16 protein-coding genes are annotated in these 18,607 nt (G+C 68.7%); 9 read left to right on the plus strand and 7 right to left on the minus strand.

Translation table 11 applies throughout. The annotated features are described in order from the left end of the window. The first annotated feature begins 181 nt into the window (after positions 1-181). Complete coding sequence (locus EDD93_RS37880) at positions 182-988, plus strand: SDR family NAD(P)-dependent oxidoreductase (protein ID WP_123531258.1); 807 nt, start codon at positions 182-184, stop codon at positions 986-988. 181 nt (positions 989-1,169) lie between these two features. Here EDD93_RS37880 and EDD93_RS37885 read toward each other — a convergent pair whose 3' ends face one another. The 4 genes from EDD93_RS37885 to EDD93_RS37900 form a co-directional block, all read right to left on the minus strand. Then, positions 1,170-1,511, minus strand: coding sequence for a hypothetical protein (locus EDD93_RS37885; protein ID WP_123531683.1), 342 nt, complete (start codon positions 1,509-1,511; stop codon positions 1,170-1,172). A 168-nt stretch (positions 1,512-1,679) separates the two neighbouring features. Continuing rightward, complete coding sequence (locus tag EDD93_RS37890; protein ID WP_123531260.1) at positions 1,680-2,399, minus strand: alpha/beta fold hydrolase; 720 nt, start codon at positions 2,397-2,399, stop codon at positions 1,680-1,682. A 64-nt stretch (positions 2,400-2,463) separates the two neighbouring features. Further along, entirely contained in the window at positions 2,464-3,414 is a 951-nt protein-coding gene (locus EDD93_RS37895) for an alpha/beta hydrolase (RefSeq protein WP_123531262.1), read from the minus strand. A 102-nt stretch (positions 3,415-3,516) separates the two neighbouring features. Beyond that, positions 3,517-4,317 carry a DUF427 domain-containing protein gene (locus EDD93_RS37900; protein WP_123531264.1) on the minus strand — a complete coding sequence of 267 codons (801 nt, stop codon included), beginning with the start codon at positions 4,315-4,317 and terminating at the stop codon, positions 3,517-3,519. Positions 4,318-4,635: 318 nt separating this feature from the next. Between EDD93_RS37900 and EDD93_RS37905 the strand changes: the two genes are divergently transcribed. From EDD93_RS37905 to EDD93_RS37920, 4 genes are all read left to right on the plus strand, one after another. Further along, a complete protein-coding gene (locus tag EDD93_RS37905; RefSeq protein WP_123531266.1) occupies positions 4,636-6,177 on the plus strand; it encodes an MFS transporter in 1,542 nt (513 codons plus the stop codon). Positions 6,178-6,299: 122 nt separating this feature from the next. After that, positions 6,300-6,794 (plus strand): cupin domain-containing protein, encoded by a 495-nt coding sequence (locus EDD93_RS37910; RefSeq protein ID WP_123531268.1) that lies wholly within the window; start codon positions 6,300-6,302, stop codon positions 6,792-6,794. Positions 6,795-7,267: 473 nt separating this feature from the next. Further along, the gene (locus EDD93_RS37915; protein WP_123531269.1) at positions 7,268-8,368 is read left to right on the plus strand and encodes a phenazine antibiotic biosynthesis protein; all 1,101 of its coding nucleotides are present in this window, start codon (positions 7,268-7,270) and stop codon (positions 8,366-8,368) included. Beyond that, positions 8,368-9,759: an aldehyde dehydrogenase family protein gene (locus tag EDD93_RS37920; RefSeq protein ID WP_123531271.1), complete on the plus strand. Its 1,392-nt coding sequence runs from the start codon at positions 8,368-8,370 to the stop codon at positions 9,757-9,759. The genes EDD93_RS37915 and EDD93_RS37920 overlap by 1 nt, the downstream gene beginning before the upstream one ends. A 116-nt stretch (positions 9,760-9,875) precedes the next feature. Here the strand turns inward: EDD93_RS37920 and EDD93_RS37925 are convergent, their stop codons facing one another. After that, positions 9,876-10,610 (minus strand): alpha/beta fold hydrolase, encoded by a 735-nt coding sequence (locus EDD93_RS37925; RefSeq protein ID WP_123531274.1) that lies wholly within the window; start codon positions 10,608-10,610, stop codon positions 9,876-9,878. A 188-nt stretch (positions 10,611-10,798) separates the two neighbouring features. On the opposite strand from EDD93_RS37925, the gene EDD93_RS37930 reads away from it, so the two are divergent. Beyond that, positions 10,799-11,755, plus strand: coding sequence for an alpha/beta fold hydrolase (locus EDD93_RS37930; RefSeq protein WP_123531276.1), 957 nt, complete (start codon positions 10,799-10,801; stop codon positions 11,753-11,755). A 57-nt stretch (positions 11,756-11,812) separates the two neighbouring features. Here the strand turns inward: EDD93_RS37930 and EDD93_RS37935 are convergent, their stop codons facing one another. Continuing rightward, entirely contained in the window at positions 11,813-12,169 is a 357-nt protein-coding gene (locus EDD93_RS37935; protein WP_123531278.1) for a DUF3099 domain-containing protein, read from the minus strand. A gap of 210 nt (positions 12,170-12,379) precedes the next feature. On the opposite strand from EDD93_RS37935, the gene EDD93_RS37940 reads away from it, so the two are divergent. After that, the gene (locus EDD93_RS37940; protein WP_123531685.1) at positions 12,380-12,832 is read left to right on the plus strand and encodes a universal stress protein; all 453 of its coding nucleotides are present in this window, start codon (positions 12,380-12,382) and stop codon (positions 12,830-12,832) included. 92 nt (positions 12,833-12,924) lie between these two features. On the opposite strand, the gene EDD93_RS37945 is transcribed toward EDD93_RS37940, so the two are convergent. Continuing rightward, entirely contained in the window at positions 12,925-13,563 is a 639-nt protein-coding gene (locus EDD93_RS37945; RefSeq protein ID WP_123531280.1) for a DUF5134 domain-containing protein, read from the minus strand. A gap of 467 nt (positions 13,564-14,030) precedes the next feature. Between EDD93_RS37945 and aceE the strand changes: the two genes are divergently transcribed. Continuing rightward, positions 14,031-16,721: a pyruvate dehydrogenase (acetyl-transferring), homodimeric type gene (aceE, locus tag EDD93_RS37950; protein WP_123531282.1), complete on the plus strand. Its 2,691-nt coding sequence runs from the start codon at positions 14,031-14,033 to the stop codon at positions 16,719-16,721. Between the two features lie 103 nt (positions 16,722-16,824). Further along, positions 16,825-18,354 carry a 2-oxo acid dehydrogenase subunit E2 gene (locus EDD93_RS37955; protein ID WP_123531284.1) on the plus strand — a complete coding sequence of 510 codons (1,530 nt, stop codon included), beginning with the start codon at positions 16,825-16,827 and terminating at the stop codon, positions 18,352-18,354. The last annotated feature ends 253 nt before the right edge of the window (positions 18,355-18,607 follow it).

Consider the following 18,607-nt stretch of genomic DNA (forward strand, 5'->3'; position numbering starts at 1 on the left):
CGTTGGATCGGGCGTGTGGCCTCGAATTTCGGCAAGAGCGTACGACGGTGATCGTTAGACGCTTGTTAACCGCGACTTCGCCGCGTTATCCGCCCGTTAGCCGTCGTTGCTCCTCGGCCGCCCGTGTTCCAGGCTCGGTGTGGCGGTACGGCGCCGCCGGGCATGGACGGAGAAGACAGCAATGACTCTTGATATTCGACTCGACGGACGCACCGCTCTGATCACAGGAGGCGGGAGCGGCCTCGGTCTCGCGGTGGCGCGGCTGCTGCACCAACAGGGCGCCGCTGTCGCCCTCGTCGGCCGAACCCGGGCGAAACTGGAGGAAGCCGCGGAGAGGGTCGCCGAAGGCGGTGACAGCCCGGTGCTGACCGTGGTGGCCGACGTCACCGACGATGACGCCGTCACCCGTGCGGTGCGTAACGTGCACGAGTGGCAGGGCCGGCTGGACATCGTGGTCAACTCCGCGGCGCCCCTGCTGGCGGTCAGCCCCCTGGCCGATGTCGACGAGGCCGTCGTGAGTGACGCGCTGAGCGCCAAGACCGTCGGCTATCTCCGGGTCGCCCGCACCGCCCTTCCTCTCATCGAGAAGGGGGGTACCGGACGCATCATCAACATCGCGGGCATGGCGGCGCACGTGCTGGTTCCCAACATCGGGGTCGCCGCCGCGGTGAACGCCGCCGTCGTCGCCCTGACCAGCTATCTGGCGGCCGAGGCAGCACCACAAGGTGTGCTGGTGAACGGCATCTCACCGGGCATGACACTGACGCAGGTCTGGCAGGACCGGCACGCGGCCACCGCCGAGGAGAAAAACGTCACGCCGGAGCAGGTGCGCGACGTCATGGTCGACAACCTCGGCATTCGCCTCGGTCGCTGGGGCCGCCCCGAAGAGATCGCCGCCGCGGCTCTCTTCCTCGCCTCCGACCTGTCGACCTACGTGACAGGGCAGACCCTGCAGGTCGACGGCGGGCTCGGCAAGTCCGTCATCTGACGAACGGAGAGGAACATACGCGGCGATCGCAGAGGCGGTCCGCGAAGCCTGAGCGGCGCGCTCGCCGGGCGGAGATGCGACTGTGCTACGGCCGCGTCCGAGGACGGCTACGGAGACATCGGCGTCAAGGAGTAGCGTTTGACGGGTGTTCCGTGACCCGTCGCGTCGGCGCGAGGGAGGGTTACGCCACTGATCCCACGACGACCGCCGTACACAGGAGCGTCACGACGTTGAGCATGACCATGGCGAGCAGGGTGCCTCGCAACCATCGCCTGAGCCGGACATGGTGCGCCGCTTCGGCCGCGCCGACACTGCCGTCGATGTGTTCCGTCACCATGCGAGCCACGTATTTCTGCTCCGCGAGGTACCACGATTCGATGGCGCACTTCTGCTCGCGGCTCAATCCGTCCCGCGTCTCGGTGAAGGCCATCACTCGTCGTCGAGCGGCACTGAGATGACCCTCCTGGTACAGATAGGCCTCTATGGCGGCCAGGCCACGGGTGGTCTGCTGGTTCGTGTTCAAGATCCGCTCCCATAGTCGGTGGCCCGGCCCCATGCCCCGGGCCGGGCTTCGGGGATCGCGAGGACCCATGTACCGCGTACTCATGTCGACCCGTGAACGTACCGAGCCGCCTTCACGTCCCAGGGGTGCCGAGAAGGCGTCCCGTCGCGAACACCGGAGGGTCGTGGTCTAGCTTGTCGCCCGAGCCGCTTCGTCGATGAGCCGCGCGACCTCACCGGGACGCGCAACGCTCACCGCATGGGAAGCGGAGACGTTCACCACGGTGGCCCTCGCGCGCTCGGCCATGAACGTCTGTGCCCGCGCGGGGATGTTGCGGTCCTCGGTGGCCACGAGAACCCAGGACGGGACGTTCCGCCACGCCGGAGCCGAAGCCCCCTCCGCGAGTGCGGCGTCGGCTACGGGGCGCTGGGTGGCAGCCATGACCGCCGCGGTCCCTTCCGGGACATCGGCGGCGAACTGCTGAGGGAACTTGCTCCTGTCGATGTAGAGGTCCACGACCTCGACACCGCCGGGTTGCGTGACCGCAACCGGCTGAAGTGTCTCTCCGAGAGTGCTGCCCGGGAACTTGCCGGACAGGGCGACCGCGCTCTCGCCCTCGTCCGGCAGGAAGGCCGCGACGAAGACGAGCGCCTTGACGTTGTCGAGTCCGGTGGCGGCGTTGCTGATGACCGAGCCGCCGTAGGAGTGCCCCGCGAGGACCACAGGTCCGTCGATGGAGGCCACGAGCTGTCTCACGTACGTGCTGTCGGTGGCCAGTCCACGCAGCGGATTGCTCGCGGCCACCACCGGATAGTCGTGGGACTGGAGTCTTTCGATTACGCCGTTCCAGCTCGAGGAGTCCGCGAACGCGCCGTGAACGAGGACAATGGTCGGCTTCTGTGCACTCACTGGGGTGGCCTTTCGTTGTTCAATACCGGATCACGCGCGTCGTCGGGCGAATGGCCACGAAGGGTCAGCCGGTACCCAGGGCCTTGCGCAGGACGTGGATGGCCTGCTCGATCGCCGCCGTCGATGCCTGAGTTCCGCGGACCGGGTTCAGCATCATGAAGTCGTGAAGACTGGCGTTGTAGCGGATGCTCGTGGTGGCCACGCCCGCCTGGGTCAACTTGGCGGCGTACGCCTCGCCTTCGTCACGGAGCACGTCGTTCTCGTCGACCACGATGAACGCCGGCGGCAACCCCTGGAGGTCCTCCTGAGTCGCACGCAGCGGGGAAGCGGTGATCTGGTTCCGCTCGGCAGGGTCGGTGGTATAGGCGTTCCAGAACCACTCCATCGCCTTCGCCGTCAGGTGCGGGCCATGGGCGAAGGTCCGGTAGCTCTCGGTGTTCTGCCCCGCGTCGGTGACGGGGTAGTACAACGACTGGTGCAGGAAGGTCACGTCACCACGCCGCTTGGCCAGGTGGGTGAGAGCGGCGCTCATGTTGCCGCCCACTGAGTCACCGGCGACGACCAGACGCGAACCGTCCAGTCCCTCGTCCCCGCCCTTGGCTGTGACCCACTGGGCGGTGGCGTACGCCTGCTCGATGGCGACGGGGTACTTGGCTTCCGGGGAGCGGTCGTACTCCACGAAGACGACGGCCGCCTCGGCGCCCACAGCCAGCTCACGGACCAGGCGGTCGTGCGTGCCGGCGTCGCCCAGGATCCAGCCACCGCCGTGGACGTAGAGAATCACCGGCAGGTCAGCAGTGCTGCCGACGGGCTTGACGATGCGTACCCGCACGTCACCGACCCGGGCGGGAACAGTGATCCACTTCTCTTCCACGTCGAACTTCTCGATCGGCCCGGACTGAACGTCGTCGAGCAACTTGCGGGCCCCTTCGACCCCGAGCTCGTACAGCAGCGGCGGCCGGGCGGTCGCGTCGGCGAAGTCCTGTGCGGCGGGTTCGAGAACAATGTCGCTCACGGCGTACTCCTCGAAAGGTAGCGGTTCTCCAAAGGCTGTCACCTCACAAGACAGGGCCGTGGACTCAGGTGTGACACTGTTGGAGCCGAGACTCCGTAGCCCTCATTCAACGTCCAACGTTTCAGCCGTCGCGGCCGCGTCGGCGAGCTTCGGCAGCGGGGAGCCGTCGATGTACAGGTCGACGTGTTCGTTGTAGAACGCGGTCAGCCCGGCGATGCGATGGGCATGGATGGTCGGGAAGTCGTACATCCAGGCGATGTCCTCGTGCGCGGCCTTGTCGCTGTCGAACGACCAGTAGCCGCTGGTGGTCCCCTTGTAGGGGCATCGCGTCACTGTGTCCGAGGACCGCAGGCGGCTCCAGTCGATGTTCGCGCGGTCGAGGTAGTAGCGGGTCGGCAGGCCGGTCTCGAACAGTTTCACGCAGTTGGTGGCCTCCGCCAGCACGACACCGTCCACCTCGACCCTGACGCTGCTGCTGGACCGCAGGGCGTCAACGCGCGAATAGGGACTGCGGGGATGGGCGAAGACCGGTTCGTCCTCCTCGAACCAGGTGTCCAGCGCCTCCCATTCGAAACGCACGGTGTCGCGCAAGGCTCCAGGAGCGCCTTCCCCCCAGACCCACGCCGCCCCCGGACGAGCCTCCGATCCCACCAGCAGAGAGTGCCGGTGGGCGGGGCCGGCGCCCAGTTGCTCCGTGTGCTTGTCGTCGTGCAGCACTCCGTCCACCAGGTCCTCGACCGGGATGCTGAACTGGGGGTACGCCTGCCATTCCCACACGTACAGGGCGCGGCGGGTGTCGAAGACGACACGGCCGCCGATCACTCCACGGATGCGGCGCGGTACGGGCTCCACGTGCCCGACCGGGACGATGAAGCTCGGGTGCAGGACGCTTTCGGTTGCCATGTGATCACCTTGGATTCGCTGATGAGGCGCTCGCCGTAACGGTGTTCGTCACTGCGGGCGGCTTCGCTCCGGTCGGGCCGACGGCCCACACCTACTCGTTTCGATGCTAGCGGCTGCGCCCGAGCGGTCCGCGAAAGGGCGTAGCGTGCACCACACATCGTTGTCACACCGTGTTGCTCGTCCTGGTGTCGCGGAGACAGTCGGTGTCACATGTCCGGGGCGGCCCGGGTCAATGAACCGTAACTGTTCCACGTCAAGCCGGCCGCACCGCCGCATCGCTCCGGGTCGCCTGTCCCGGATGACCCCAGGACACCCCGCATGGACGACTCCCCCGCTCCGCACGGCCCCGCCCCGCTACGCATCGACAGTGCCCGGGGGCGGTGGACCTTGCTGGTCACCGTTGTGGGGTCCGGCGTGGTGATGCTCGGCTCGACCGTCACGAACGTCGCGCTGCCGCACATCGGTGACGACTTCGACGCCGGCCTCGCCACGCTCCAGTGGACGGTCAACGCCTACATGCTGACGCTGGCGGGGCTGATCCTGCTCGGCGGAGCGCTGGGAGACCGTTTCGGGCGGCGCCGCGTCTTCGTCCTGGGCGTCGTGTGGTTCGCCGTGGCATCGCTGCTGTGCGGTCTGGCCCCGGGGGCCATCACTTTGATCGCTGCCCGAGCACTGCAGGGAGTCGGCGGTGCCCTGCTCACCCCCGGGTCGCTGGCGATCATCGAGGCTTCCTTCCACCCCGACGACCGGCCGCGCGCGATCGGCCTGTGGTCGGGGTTCGGTGCTGTCGGCGCGGCGCTCGGGCCACTTCTGGGCGGATGGCTGGTGGACGGCCCCGGCTGGCGCTGGACCTTTCTGCTGAGCGTCGTCCCGGCACTGCTGTGCGTCCCGATCGCGCTGCGCCATGTCCCGGAATCGGTGGGCTCGTCCGCGGAGGACGTGGATGGCACGAGCGCGGCGACGAGCCCAGCGATGCGACCGCGACGACACGGATTCGACGTGTCCGGCGCCGTCCTGGGCGCCCTGACACTCGCCCTGCTCACTTACGCACTGACCGAAGCGCGGAACAGCGGACCGGCGGCTCTCGCGGCGGCTGTGACCGGCCTCCTGGCAGGAGCCGCGTTCCTTCGCGTGGAGCGACGCGGCACCGCTCCGATGATGCCGTTGTCCATCTTCGAGTCCCGGCAGTTCACCGCCATCAACCTGATCACACTGTGTGTCTATGCGGGAACGGGCGGGTTCTTCTTCCTGACCGCTATTCAGCTGCAGCTCGTGGTCGGGTACTCGGCGTCGTCGGCGGGCGCGGCCATGTTGCCGACAACCGTGCTGATGCTGTTGTTCTCGTCCCGTTCCGGAATGCTCGCCCAGCGTCTGGGGGCGCGGATCCCGCTCACCGTCGGCCCGCTGGTGTGCGGGACGGGCATGCTGATGATGGTGCGCGTGGGTCCTGGCTCGTCCTACCTCGACGACGTTCTCCCCGCTCTGCTGGTCATGGGAACCGGCATGGTCGTCATGGTGGCTCCGCTGACCGTGACCTTGCTGTCCTCGGTGCATCCCTCGAACGCCGGGCTGGCCAGTGGCATCAACAACGCCGCAGCCCGGGCGGCCGGTCTGCTGTCCGTGGCGGCGTTGCCGCTACTGATCGGGATGGATCCGGGAAGCTACCGGCCGGGCGTGGCCTTCGCTACGTCCTTCAACCGCGCCATGCCGCTGTGCGCGGGCCTGCTGGCCATCGGCGGAGCCGTGGCCTTCGTGACCCTGCGGCAGGCCGCGGCGCCTCCTCGGCGCGGGCGGGCACACAGCTGGCTCATGGAGCCGCCGCTGACCTCCCGCTTCGTTGATGACGACGTCGCCGGATAGAAACCGTCCGGGATCGCCCACCTGTCACATCGGCGGACGCCCGTCGGTCTTCTTGTACAGGGACCGCCGTCCAGCGGATCTCGTGGCGCCATTCACGCGCTGACAGCAGGAAGGAATCAGATATGTCATATCCCTACCCGGAGCAGAAGTACTGGGGCGAGGACGGTGAAGTCAGCGCCGTCTTCCGGCCCGCCACCACACCGCCGGCCATCGGTGCGACCGGTATCGGGAAGGACGCCACCCACTATCTGGCGACCACGGACACCACCCGGGGCGAGTTCGGGTTGTACCGGGTGGAGATGCGGCCCAGGGCGGGCGGACCCAAGACGCACTACCACAAGCGGATCTCGGAGTCGTTCTACATCCTGGACGGCACCGTGCGGGTCTTCGACGGCGTGCAGTGGGTGGACGCGCGGAAGGGAGATTTCCTGCACGTCCCTCAAGGCGGGCTGCACGCCTTCCGCAACGACTCGGACGCACCGGCCGACATGCTGCTTCTCTTCACACCAGGTGCCCCACGCGAGGAGTATTTCGAGCAGGTGTCGCAACTGGCGCACGCCTCCGAGGAGGAGCGCGCGGCGTTCTTCGACAAGCACGACTCGTACTTCGTGGAATAGGACCCAGCGACCACCGCGGAGCTGGGGATGACCGTTGGCTTCGACGACGGCCCGGTGACGTAGACGACCCGGCTCCCGGGCTCAGCCAGTACGGCTCCCCGGCCCGGATCCGCGAGGCCGGACGACGACGGCTGGTCACACTGATCCGCCCGCAGGCGCCCAGGACGGCCAGGCGGCTCATCGTCGAGGTCTCCACCGCGCTCGACGAGCCGACCGTCGTGGTCGCGCGGACCGACGCGGCCGCGCTGATCGTCCCCAGCCTCGCCGGCTCGCTCACAGCAGTCCTTGAGCAGCGCGGACTCATCGACGTCGGGCACGGCACCGGCCTCCCCACGGCAGCCATCCACAACCCCCGTTCGGCGGCACACCCTCCGTCGCCTTCGACGTATTCAGCCGCTGACACGTCTTCGGTCCCCTGCGCCGCGGAACACCCCTTACGCCGCCTGCGAGGCCGCGACAAGAAAGGACCACCCATGACCTACGAGCCCTCTTCCGTGTTGGACGCCGCACCGTCGGACGGCGTCGATCCGGACGAGTTCGTGCGAGCGGCCATGCACTGGCACTTCGACCCGCGGACAGGCTCCCGCTACTGGCTCGAGCGGGCCGAAAGGCTGGCCTTCGATCCGATGCGGGACGTGAAGTCCGTGGCGGACCTGTCGCTCTTCCCCGACCTGACCGACGAACTACGGGACGTCCCGGTGACCGAGCTGATCCCCCGGGGCTATGGAAACCGTGCCGCCCTCATCAATGTCTTCGACAGCGGCGGCACGACCGGGGCGCCCAAGCGAGTCGTCCAGCTCGACGACTGGATGCGGCGCAGCACCGAGCAGATCGACCGTCGGCTCCGGGACCACGGCCTGCCCGTCGGCACCCACTGGCTGACTGTGGCGCCGACCGGGCCCCACCTGGTGGGGGACGTCCTGCAGCGAGCGGCGGGTGCCCTGGGGAGCCCAGGACTGAGCATCGACATGGACCCCCGCTGGGTCAGGAGACTGATCGCCGCGGGCCGCGGCGACGAGGCCGAGTCCTATACGGACCACCTCGTCGAGCAGTGCCGACGGATCCTGCTGACCCAGGACATCGGAGTACTTGCCGCGACCACCCCGCTGCTGGAGCGGTTCGCCGCCGAGGACGACCTCCTGGAACGGATCAACGGCTCCGTCGAGGCGATCATCTGGGGTGGCACGCACATGGATCCCGACACCCGCCACCTGCTGGCCACGGACGTCTTTCCCGATGTGCCGCTCATCGGCATGTACGGCAACACCATGATGCTCACCGCGCTGATCGAACGTGTCGGTCTCAGTGCGAGCCGGCCCTGCGTGTTCGATCCCGTGTCGCCGAACGTGTTCCTGTCGGTGGTGGATCCCGGCACCGGTGAACGGGTCGAGGTGGGTGAGCGGGGCCAGGTGATCGTCAGCCATGTCAGCAAGTCCATGCTCATCCCCAACAACGCCGAACGTGACACGGCCGTACGCGTGCGGCCGGCCGACGGCCAGGCGGGCGACGCCGTGGCGGACGTGGCCCCGGTGGCCACGGTGAAGGACGAACGCGTGATCGAGGGCGTGTACTGATGACGGCTGCCGACATCACGGACCCGGTCCACGTGGACGCTCTCGGCCCCCGCGGCGCCTACCGGTCGCGGGTGCCGAGCACGGTGACGGATGTGTCCGGTGCCGAAGTGGCACGACTGAGCCTGGTACCACCGGTGTACGTGACCCGGGCTCTCGCGGCGCTGCGCAGAGCCGAGCCCGTGGCAGCGGCCGGCGCGGACGCGCTGTTGCGGGCGGCGGGCGAGGAGTTCGCGACCGGCACCATCGGTGGGCTGGGCGTACGCGAGTACGAACACCTTGTCAGTCGTACCTCGGGCATCCCGCTGACGGTGGTGCGCTCCACCACGCGCGGTACGGCACGGTTCGTCGCGCAGGCCCAGTCGTCCGCCCGCCGAGGCAAGCCGAGCGGGGCGGTCCTCGACCGTCGGGATCCGGCACTGAAGGCCGGGCACGCCGTATGGGCCCGTCGAGGCGACGTGTTCGCCGTCAACGCCTCCGGCAACCATCCCGGAGTCCACCGGCAGTGGCTGGAGGCACTGGCCCTGGGTTACCGCGTCGCCGTGCGTCCTTCCCGACGGGAGCCGTTCACGGCCCACCGGCTGATCGGGGCACTGCACCGGGCCGGTGTCCGCGAGGACCAGCTGGTGCTCCTCCCCACGGACCATGCGACCGGCGACGCGCTGATACGCGGCGCGGACCGCGCGGTGGTCTACGGCGGCGACGATGTGGTCGCACGCCACGCCCACGATCCCCGCGTGCTGACCCAAGGTCCGGGCCGGACCAAGATCCTCGTCACCGCAGACACGGACTGGCGCCAACACCTCGACACGATCATCGGTTCCGTCGCCGATGAGGGGGGCACCGCGTGCGTCAACGCCACCGCCGTCCTCGTCGAGGGCGATCCCGCACCGCTCGCCGAAGCCGTCGCAGACCGGCTGTCCCAGCTGCCCGCCCTGCCGCTCCAGGACGCCCGTGCCGTGCTCCCGGTCTGCCCACTGGACCGGGCGCGCGCCCTCAGCTCCTACCTGAGGTCGGCGGCGGCAGGTACTCGTGCCTGGCTCGGTAGTGAGGGCGTCGTCGGTGACCTCGGTGACGGAAGCGCCGCCCTGCGTCCCGCCGTCCATCAGGTCGACAGCCCCCTTGCCGCCCAACTCCGGACCGAACTCCCCTTCCCCTGCGTGTGGGTAGCGCCCTGGAGCCGCGCGGACGGGATCGCTCCTCTACGGGACACGCTCGTCCTTTCCGCTCTGACCAGCGACGGCACGTTGCTCGACGAGTTGCTGGCGGAGCCCACGATCGCCAATGTGCACGTCGGTGACACCCCGACCTACTGGATGGCCCCGGGGGTGCCGCACGACAGTTACCTGTCAGATTTCCTGATGCGCAGCAAGGCCATGATCGGCACCCTGTAGGAGGTCGGGCGACACGGGCACCGTGATCGCCGGTCAACCGCTGCCGGAGCGGACTCGTCGCCCGATGCTCCGGCCCCCGGCGATCGCCCGCCCGGGCGGGTGCGCCGCGGCATGCGTCACACGCCCGCGTGCGCGTTCCAGTGGCCCTCCAGGACAGCGGCCACCTCCGCGGGCCGCTGAAGCAGCGGCCAGTGGTTGCAGTCCATCTCGATCACGGCGGAGGCGTGCAGGGACGCGCCGAGCCTGCGCCCGAACTCGATCTGGCACGCGGGGTCGTGCGCACCCCAGAAGACCAGGCACGGCGCGGAGACGGCGGACAGTCCCGGTTCCCACTCCGCGCCCATCGTGAGCGCCGACCGGTACAGCCTGAGGACCGCGTCTTTCATGGTCCCATCCACGCGTCGGGCCATCTCCCTCGCCCGGTCGATCGGCACATCGAAGCCGGCGGCCAGGTCCTCCGCGAACGGTTCCGCCCGGAGTTCCCTCATATAGCGATCGCCCTCAGCCTCGTCCTGCCAGATCTTGGCCAACGGATGCCAGACGTATCCGGCGTTGATCGGTCCGTTGCCGCCCGCCCAGCTACGCACCAGATCGGGACGCAAATAGGCGACACGCAGTGTCAGAATGCATCCCCAGTCGTGACCGACCAGGTCCACCGGCTCGCCCACCGTCTCCAGCCGCTGGATGAGCCAACGGACGTAGTCCTCTTTGGCCGAGCCGAAACCGGCCGGGCGTTCCGTGCCGAAGCCGGGCAGGTCCCAAGCCTCCACATCGGTCCTGGTCAAGTGCTGTCGCACGCCGTCCCATACGTGGTGGGTGTCAGGAACACCGTGGATCAGAATCGCGGGCATGAGTGAGTTCCTTCGTGAGGAGGAGATCGTCTCGCGGACAAGGCCGCACACATCTTGTCACAATGTTGTCAACGCATCCGGTTGGGGCGACGCACCCGCTTCGGCCGGTCGGGGCAGTCCGGCGCCGCGAGATGGCGCGGCACACACCGTGTTGAGCAACCGTATCGGATGGTGCATCATCTGACACTATGAGCACATCTCCGGAGCCGACATGCTCCGACCCCGTCGCCGAAGACCCCGGATCCGGTCTTTCACCCGGCACCCACACGGTACTCGTCCCCTTCGGTTCCACTGTCGTGGAACAGCGTTTTCACGTCGCAGGCAGGGGCCCCGTGTGCGTCGTCCACTCCGGGGGGCCGGGCATCGGCTGGGAGTACATCCGCATGCCCGTGCTCGAGAAGGACCTGACCATGGTCTACATCGAGCCCATCGGTACCGGTACGTCAGGAAGGCTGGCCGACGCCCGCCAGTACAACATCGCTACCTACACACACTTTCTGCACACGGTCGTGGAGCGTCTGTCGCTGACCTCGTTCACCTTGCTCGGTCACTCGCACGGAGGGTTCGTCGCTCAACGCTACGCGCTCGACCACCCGGAACGGCTGGCCTCACTGATCCTGTACGACAGCTCCCCCAGGACGGGCGAGAGCTTCTGGGCCGAAGCGACTTCCAGCATGGCGGAGTTCGCCCGCAGGCACGTCGACAAGCACCCCGAGGTGTCCTCGTACGGCGCGCAACTCACCACATCGCTCGGCGAACTCGACGACAAGGATGCGACTTCCATTCTGCACTCCATCTGCCCGGCCTACTTCTACGACTACTGGGGACGAGAGGACGAGTTCGGCCCCGCCCGCCGAACGCTGCGCATGTTCGCCGCCCCCAGTCAGGGCGAGGGTCCTTCTTTCGACGTTCTGCACGAGCTGTCCGGTCTCGCCACTGCGACACTCGTCGTCGTGGGAGTGGCGGACTTCATCTGCGGGCCGCGATGGGCTCATCTGATGCACGAGGAGATTCCGGACTCCCGACTCGTCGTCCTGGACGAGGCCGGCCACTTGGGCCATCTTGAGAAGCCGGAGGATTTCGCCCGTGCGGTGGTGTCGTTCCTGGCACGGGCGCACACCGTACTCGAACCGGGCCGCCCGTAGCCCGGCGTCGGAGACGGCCCGAGGCGTCCCTGTCGGGTGCAGGAGTCGTGGCGCCTTTCACGGCACTCCGGCCCTGGCATCCTTGGGGCCGTCGCGCCGCGGAGGAGCGATCGCCGGGCGGGAGGGCGGCGCGGACAGCAAGGTCGAGGGCCCTGACGGAGCCCGCTCCCGGCCCGCGTTGGCCATGACGGCAGCGACGTACGGCAGGAGGATGGCGAGCGCCAACGCGCCGAACGCCACGTACTGTTCGACGTTCCACAGGACGATGGTCAAGATCACCGCGACCGTGCGAACCGACATGAGGATGACATAGCGCCGCTGCCGCTCACCGACATCCTCGTCCAGCCCGCGCCGCGCAGCGGTGATCCGGAAAACCGGCGTCCCGTCGTGTTTCCTGCTCACTTCGTCACCCATCCGTTCCGGCGCCTTTTCCCGCGGACACGCTGTCAGCGAGCCCCGGCCTTCGCCACACCGTGCCGCGTCATCACAAGTTCTCGTGATCTGCGCCGTCAGGTGGCTTCCTCCCTGCATTGACATTGCGGACACGGAGTATGTGACAACAATGTGATCGCTCCTGCCCGCCTGCCGGCAGCACTGTCGCTCGTGAGGAGCGATGATGGTGTGATGCACATTCCCCCGGCACACCGGCCGAAGGGCGACGGTCCGCGCACCATCGTCACCGGCGTGGACGGCTCGCCCACTTCACTTCGCGCGGCGGCCTACGCGGCAGGTCTCGCACGCCGTCAAGGCGCCCGGATGGTTGCCGTCCACGTCATCCGCCCGCCCTTCGGCGCGAACATGGCGCCGATGGCGGACATCGAGCTGCGCGGCACGCTGAAGGAGATCGCCGAGCAGGTCCGGGACGACGTGCACGACGGTGCCGAACACGTCGGCATGCAAGTCGAGTTCGTCACCGCGGACGGCGACCCGTACGCGCAGCTCGTCCGAGTGACCAACCAGCTCGGGGCGGACGCTCTCGTGGTAGGTGCCTCGACGCGTGTCGGACACCGGATCGTCGGGTCGCTCGCCGTGCGACTGGTCCGATCCGGGCTGTGGCCCGTCACCGTCGTGCCGTGAGCGATGTACCGCGACGCCGACGAACGCGCCTTCTCGCAAGCCGGGCTCGATCGCCGTGACGTACGAGAAGGCGCGTGCGGTTCACTTACGGGTCAATGGGGCATGAACAGCATGATCGCCGTGCCCAGTGCCATCGCCCCGTGCCAGAACCGTCGGTAGAGGTCGTCGTCGTCGCAGGCCTGCGGCAAGGCCACGTCGGCCCGCAGGTCGGGCATGATGCGGATCAGCCAGGCCAGTGCACTTGCCAGGAGAATCAGCGCCAAGGTGGCCGTGACCGCCTGAGCGGGATCGGACACCGGCGCGACATGACGGTGGTCGCCGACCGGATGTGCCAAGGTCGGGCCACCGGCGACGATCTCGTGGGAAGCCCGCGCCGCGGCGTGCCCCTGCCACGCCATCCATGTCATCCACGCCATCGCCGACATCCCTGCCGCAGAGGGCAGTCTTCCGGCGACCGCCCGCATCAGGGACACCCGCCGCCGGCGAACGGCGGTGAGCGGGAACCACAGGGCTGCCGTCAGGAAGAACACGATCGGCGCCGGGTGACTCAGCCACTCGCCCCAATGCCACGGCATCACCGCCATGGCCAGAGCCATGACGGCGTGCAGCAGATGATCGACGCGTTCCCGCCACCCGGCGTCGCGGGAGACAACGAACCAGCGCACAAGGTGTATCGCGGCAGCCGTGAACAGCACGGTCATCAGGCAGTGGACGGTATCGACAGCACTCATACTCGACCGCGCCTCCCTCCTGGGAGGCGCTGTGCGGATTCTGACACTGTGTCGCACCTTTCGTGGGCTCCGGGGTACGACGGCGAGGTCCGCGACGGCCACCCGGTCGCGAGGACGGTCCACGCACCATGACCGGATGCAGGCCGGACCTGTGACATCACGTACTCCCACCCGGGGGAGACATGACGCGGTGTCACAACAGCGCGCCATGTCCTGTCCTACAGGTACCAGGCGCTCCGCGACGTGGGCCTGTGACGTCCGCTTCGAGGGCCGCGTTTCCGCGCGCCGCCCGAGGTCTTCAGCGCGGTGCTCGACCGACGGACGCTGTTGCCACGGGCGGACGCCGACGTGGGGCGCACCACGTTCTCCCACTGGCTCGAACGACGCTGACAGCCCTCGGCGGCACCATGCGTTGTCCGCGGCCCGAGAACTCGACCACCGCCAACCCGTTCCGACAAGAGGCTGCTATGAGTAACGATCCGGCCCGGTCCATCGAGCTCTCCGGTACCAGCGAGCTCGATCAACTACCCGACCGCGACACCGAGGAGACCGCCGAGTGGCAGGCATCCCTGGACGCCGTCATCCGGAACGCCGGACCTGAGCGCGCGGCCTACCTGCTACGGCGTATGCGGGAATCCGGGGCGCGTTCCGGGATGCCCCTTCCCGAGCTGCTGTCCTCCGACTACATCAACACCATCCCGGCCACCACACAGCCGGCGTTCGACGGTGACCTGGGCATGGAGTCGAGGATCACCGCACTGAACAGGTGGAACGCGGCAGCGATGGTCACGCGCGGATCACCTCTCGGGCTGGGCGGGCACATCTCCACCTACGCGTCAGCGGCCTGGCTCTACGAAATCGGCTTCAACCACTTCTTCCGCGGCAAGGAGATCGACGGCTCCGGCGATCAGCTCTTCCTCCAGGGACATGCCTCGCCGGGCGTCTACGCCCGCCTCTTCCTCGAAGGCCGGCTGGACGAACGGCGCCTGAACGCCTTCCGCCGGGAGACCGGCGGCCGCGGGCTGCCCTCGTACCCGCATCCACGCCGGTTGCCGTGGCTGTGGGAATTCCCGACCGTCTCCATGGGCCTGGGGCCGCTCGGCGCAATCCACCAGGCCCGGTTCAACCGCTATCTTCAGGCCCGGGGTATCAAAGACACCTCCGCGTCACGGGTATGGGCCTTCCTCGGCGACGGTGAGGTCGACGAACCCGAGTCGCTGGCCGCTCTCGCCCTGGCGGCGCGGGAGGGCCTGGACAACCTCACCTTCGTCGTCAACTGCAACCTGCAGCGCCTCGACGGGCCGGTGCGGTCCAACTCCAAGATCGTGCAGGAGCTGGAGGCCCGGTTCCGCGGTGCGGGATGGAACGTGGTGAAGTGCCTGTGGGGCGAAGCCTGGGACCCGCTGCTCCGGCAGGACACCACCGGCGCCCTGGTACGCCGCCTCGGCGAGGTGCCCGACGCGCAGATGCAGACCTACGCCGCGCGCGACGCCGCCTACCTCCGCAAGCACTTCTTCACCGGAGACGCGCTGACCCGTGTCTCCGCCGGGCTCAGCGACGCCCAGCTCGTGGACCTCTTCGAGAACTCCCGCGGCGGACACGAGCCGCTGAAGGTGCATGCCGCGTACCGGGCCGCCGTGGAGCACCGTGGGGCACCCAGCGTGATTCTCGCCCAGACGGTGAAGGGCCACACCCTCGGCTCGGCCTTCGAGGCCCGCAATGCCAACCACCAGATGAAGAAGCTGACGATCGAGCAGTTCCGCAAGATGCGCGACCTGTTGGAGCTTCCCATTCCCGACAGCGCGCTCGCCGGGGGCCAAGTGCCCTACTGGCACCCCGGCGACAACTCGCCGGAGGCGCGGTACCTTCGCGAGCGGCGGGCCGCCCTGGGCGGATCCGTACCGGTGCGCCGGGTGACCGCGGGGCCGCTGCCGCAGCCCGCTCCGAAACCCTTCGAGACGCTCGAGAAGGGCTTCGGCAACCAGGAGGTCGCCACCACCATGGCGCTGGTCCGGCTGGTGAAGGACCTGATGCGGGACAAGCGGACCGGTGCGCGCTGGGTGCCCATCATCCCTGACGAGGCGCGCACGTTCGGTATGGAGTCGATGTTTCCCACGGCCGGGATCTACTCACCGCAGGGGCAGACCTACGATCCGGTGGACGCCGGCCAACTGCTCCACTACAAGGAGAGCAAGACGGGGCAGCTCCTCATCGAGGGCATCACCGAGGCCGGTTCGGTGGCCGAGTTCGCCGCCGCCGCGACCTCGTACGCCACGCACGGCGAGCCGATGATCCCGTTCTACATCTTCTACGCCATGTTCGGGTTCCAGCGCACCGGCGATCAGTTCTGGGCGCTCGCCGACCAGATGGGGCGTGGCTTCCTCGTCGGCGGCACGGCCGGACGCACCACCATGACCGGCGAGGGTCTCCAGCACGCCGACGGACACTCCCATCTCCTGGCGTCCACCAATCCGGCCGTGGTCAGCTACGACCCGGCCTTCGCCTTCGAGATCGCGGTGATCGTCCGGGACGGACTGCGTCGCATGTACGGCGAGCGGCCGGAGAACGTCTTCTACTACCTGACGGTGTACAACGAGCCGAAACTTCAGCCCGCCATCCCCGCCGTCCCCGGGATCGAGGAGGGCATCGTCCGGGGCCTCTACCGGTTCCGGGCCGCCGAACCGGCCCTGGAGGGGCCGCGGATCCAGCTGCTGTCCTCGGGCACGGCCATCCACTGGGCGCTCGACGCGCAGGAACTGCTCGCCTCGCAATGGGGCGTGCACGCCGACGTCTGGTCGGTGACGTCCTGGACGGAGCTCCGACGCGACGCGATGGACGCCGACACGGCTCGGATGCGGGGCGAGGAACGCACCCCGTACGTGACGGCGGCGCTCGCCGGTGCGCCCGGTCCGGTACTCGCGGTCAGCGACTGGATGTGCCAGGTCCCCGATCAGATCAGTCGCTGGGTCGAGCAGGACTACTACTCATTGGGCACGGACGGGTTCGGCCTGTCCGACACCCGCGAAGACGTGCGCCGCTACTTCCGGGTGGACGCCCAGTCCATCGTCGTGGCAGCGCTGACGCGGCTGGCCCGCTCCGGACAGGTCGCCCCGGAGACGATCGTCCGGGCCCGCGAGCGCTACGGCCTTCACGCCTGAACCCGCCTCACCGCCCCACACGCGCCGGCCGGCACGGCGGGCCGGCGCAGAAGCCCCAGGGGCACCCGCTCGCCCCGCGCATACCTGAGGAGCAACAGAACCCATGCCCGTTTCGGTATCCCTTCCGGCACTCGGTGAGAGCGTCACCGAGGGCACTGTCACCCGCTGGCTGAAAGCGGAGGGCGAGCGCGTCGAGCTCGACGAGCCGCTGCTCGAGGTATCGACCGACAAGGTCGACACCGAGATCCCCTCCCCCGCCGCCGGCGTTCTGGCCTCCATCGAGGTCGCCGAGGACGAGACCGTCGAGGTCGGCGCCGAGCTGGCCGTCATCGACGACGGTTCCGGCGCCCCGGCCCAGGAGCAGGCCCCGGCCGCCGAGCCGGCCAAGCCCGCCGAGGCCTCGCCGTCCACCGGGACCGAGGCACCCGCCCCGGCCCCCACCCCCGAGGCGACCGCCGGCTCCCGCTCCACCGAGGGCACCGACGTGACCCTGCCCGCCCTGGGCGAGTCCGTCACCGAGGGCACCGTCACCCGCTGGCTGAAGGAAGTCGGCGAGGAAGTTGCGGAGGACGAGCCCCTGCTCGAGGTCTCCACCGACAAGGTCGACACCGAGATCCCCTCCCCCGTCGCCGGTGTGCTCCTGGAGATCACCGTCGCCGAGGACGAGACCGCCGAGGTCGGTGCCAAGCTCGCCGTCATCGGTGCCCCCGGTGCCGCTCCGGCCGCCGCGCCCGCGCGTCCCGCCGCCCCGGCCCAGGAGGCTCCGGCCTCACAGACTCCGGCCGCTCCGGCGCCGCAGACCCCTTCGGCCCCGGCTCCGCAGCAGCAGACCGCCCCGGCGCCCGACCCGGTCCTGTCGCAGCCCGCCCCGGCCGCCGCGCCGAGGTCCCCGGCCCTGGAGGTGTCTCCCCTCCGCGGCCGGACGGTCAAGCTGCCGCGCATCCGCAAGGCCATCGCGGACAACATGACCAAGGCGCTGCACGAGCAGGCGCAACTGTCCTCGTTCATCGAGGTCGACATCACGAAGCTGATGAAGCTCCGTGCCCAGGCCAAGGACGGCTTCGCCGCCCGCGAAGGCGTCAAGCTCTCGCCGATGCCGTTCTTCGTCAAGGCCGCCGTCCAGGCGCTGAAGGCCCACCCGGTCATCAACGCCCGCCTGAACTACGACGAGGGCACGATCACCTACTTCGACTCCGAGAACGTCGCCATCGCCGTCGACTCCGAGAAGGGTCTGATGACCCCGGTCATCAAGGGCGCGGGCGACCTCAGCATCGCGGGCATCTCCAAGAAGACCGCGGAACTGGCCGGCAAGGTCCGCACCAACAAGATCGCCCCGGACGACCTGTCAGGCGCCACCTTCACGATTTCCAACACGGGGTCGCGCGGCGCGCTCTTCGACACGGTCATCGTCCCGCCGAACCAGGTCGCCATCCTGGGCATCGGCGTGACGGTGAAGCGCCCCGTCGTCATCAACCACCCGGACCTGGGCGAGAGCATCGCCATCCGGGACATGACGTACGTGACGCTCTCCTACGACCACCGTCTGGTGGACGGCGCCGACGCCGCCCGCTACCTGACGACGGTCAGGCAGATCCTGGAAGCCGGCGAGTTCGAGGTCGAGCTCGGCCTGTGATCACGCCGGCCAACGGCAGCACCGGTGTTTCGCCGGAGCTGTCAGAACCCGGGTGACCTTCACTCAGGGGGCGGCCTGCGAGCGGCATATACAGCCGCCGCCAGGCCGCTTTTCGCTGTAGCCGAGCAGCCTGCCGGCTCTGCCCCACGTACGCTCCGCCAAGGCCCTTGCTCCGTGCCTATGGGAGCGCGAACACAGCATGGGTGGCGACAAGGCGGCGCGCCACCCCGAGTGGAGGTGGCGCGCCGGGCCG

This window comes from Streptomyces sp. 840.1 (assembly GCF_003751445.1).
Lineage (GTDB): Bacteria > Actinomycetota > Actinomycetes > Streptomycetales > Streptomycetaceae > Streptomyces.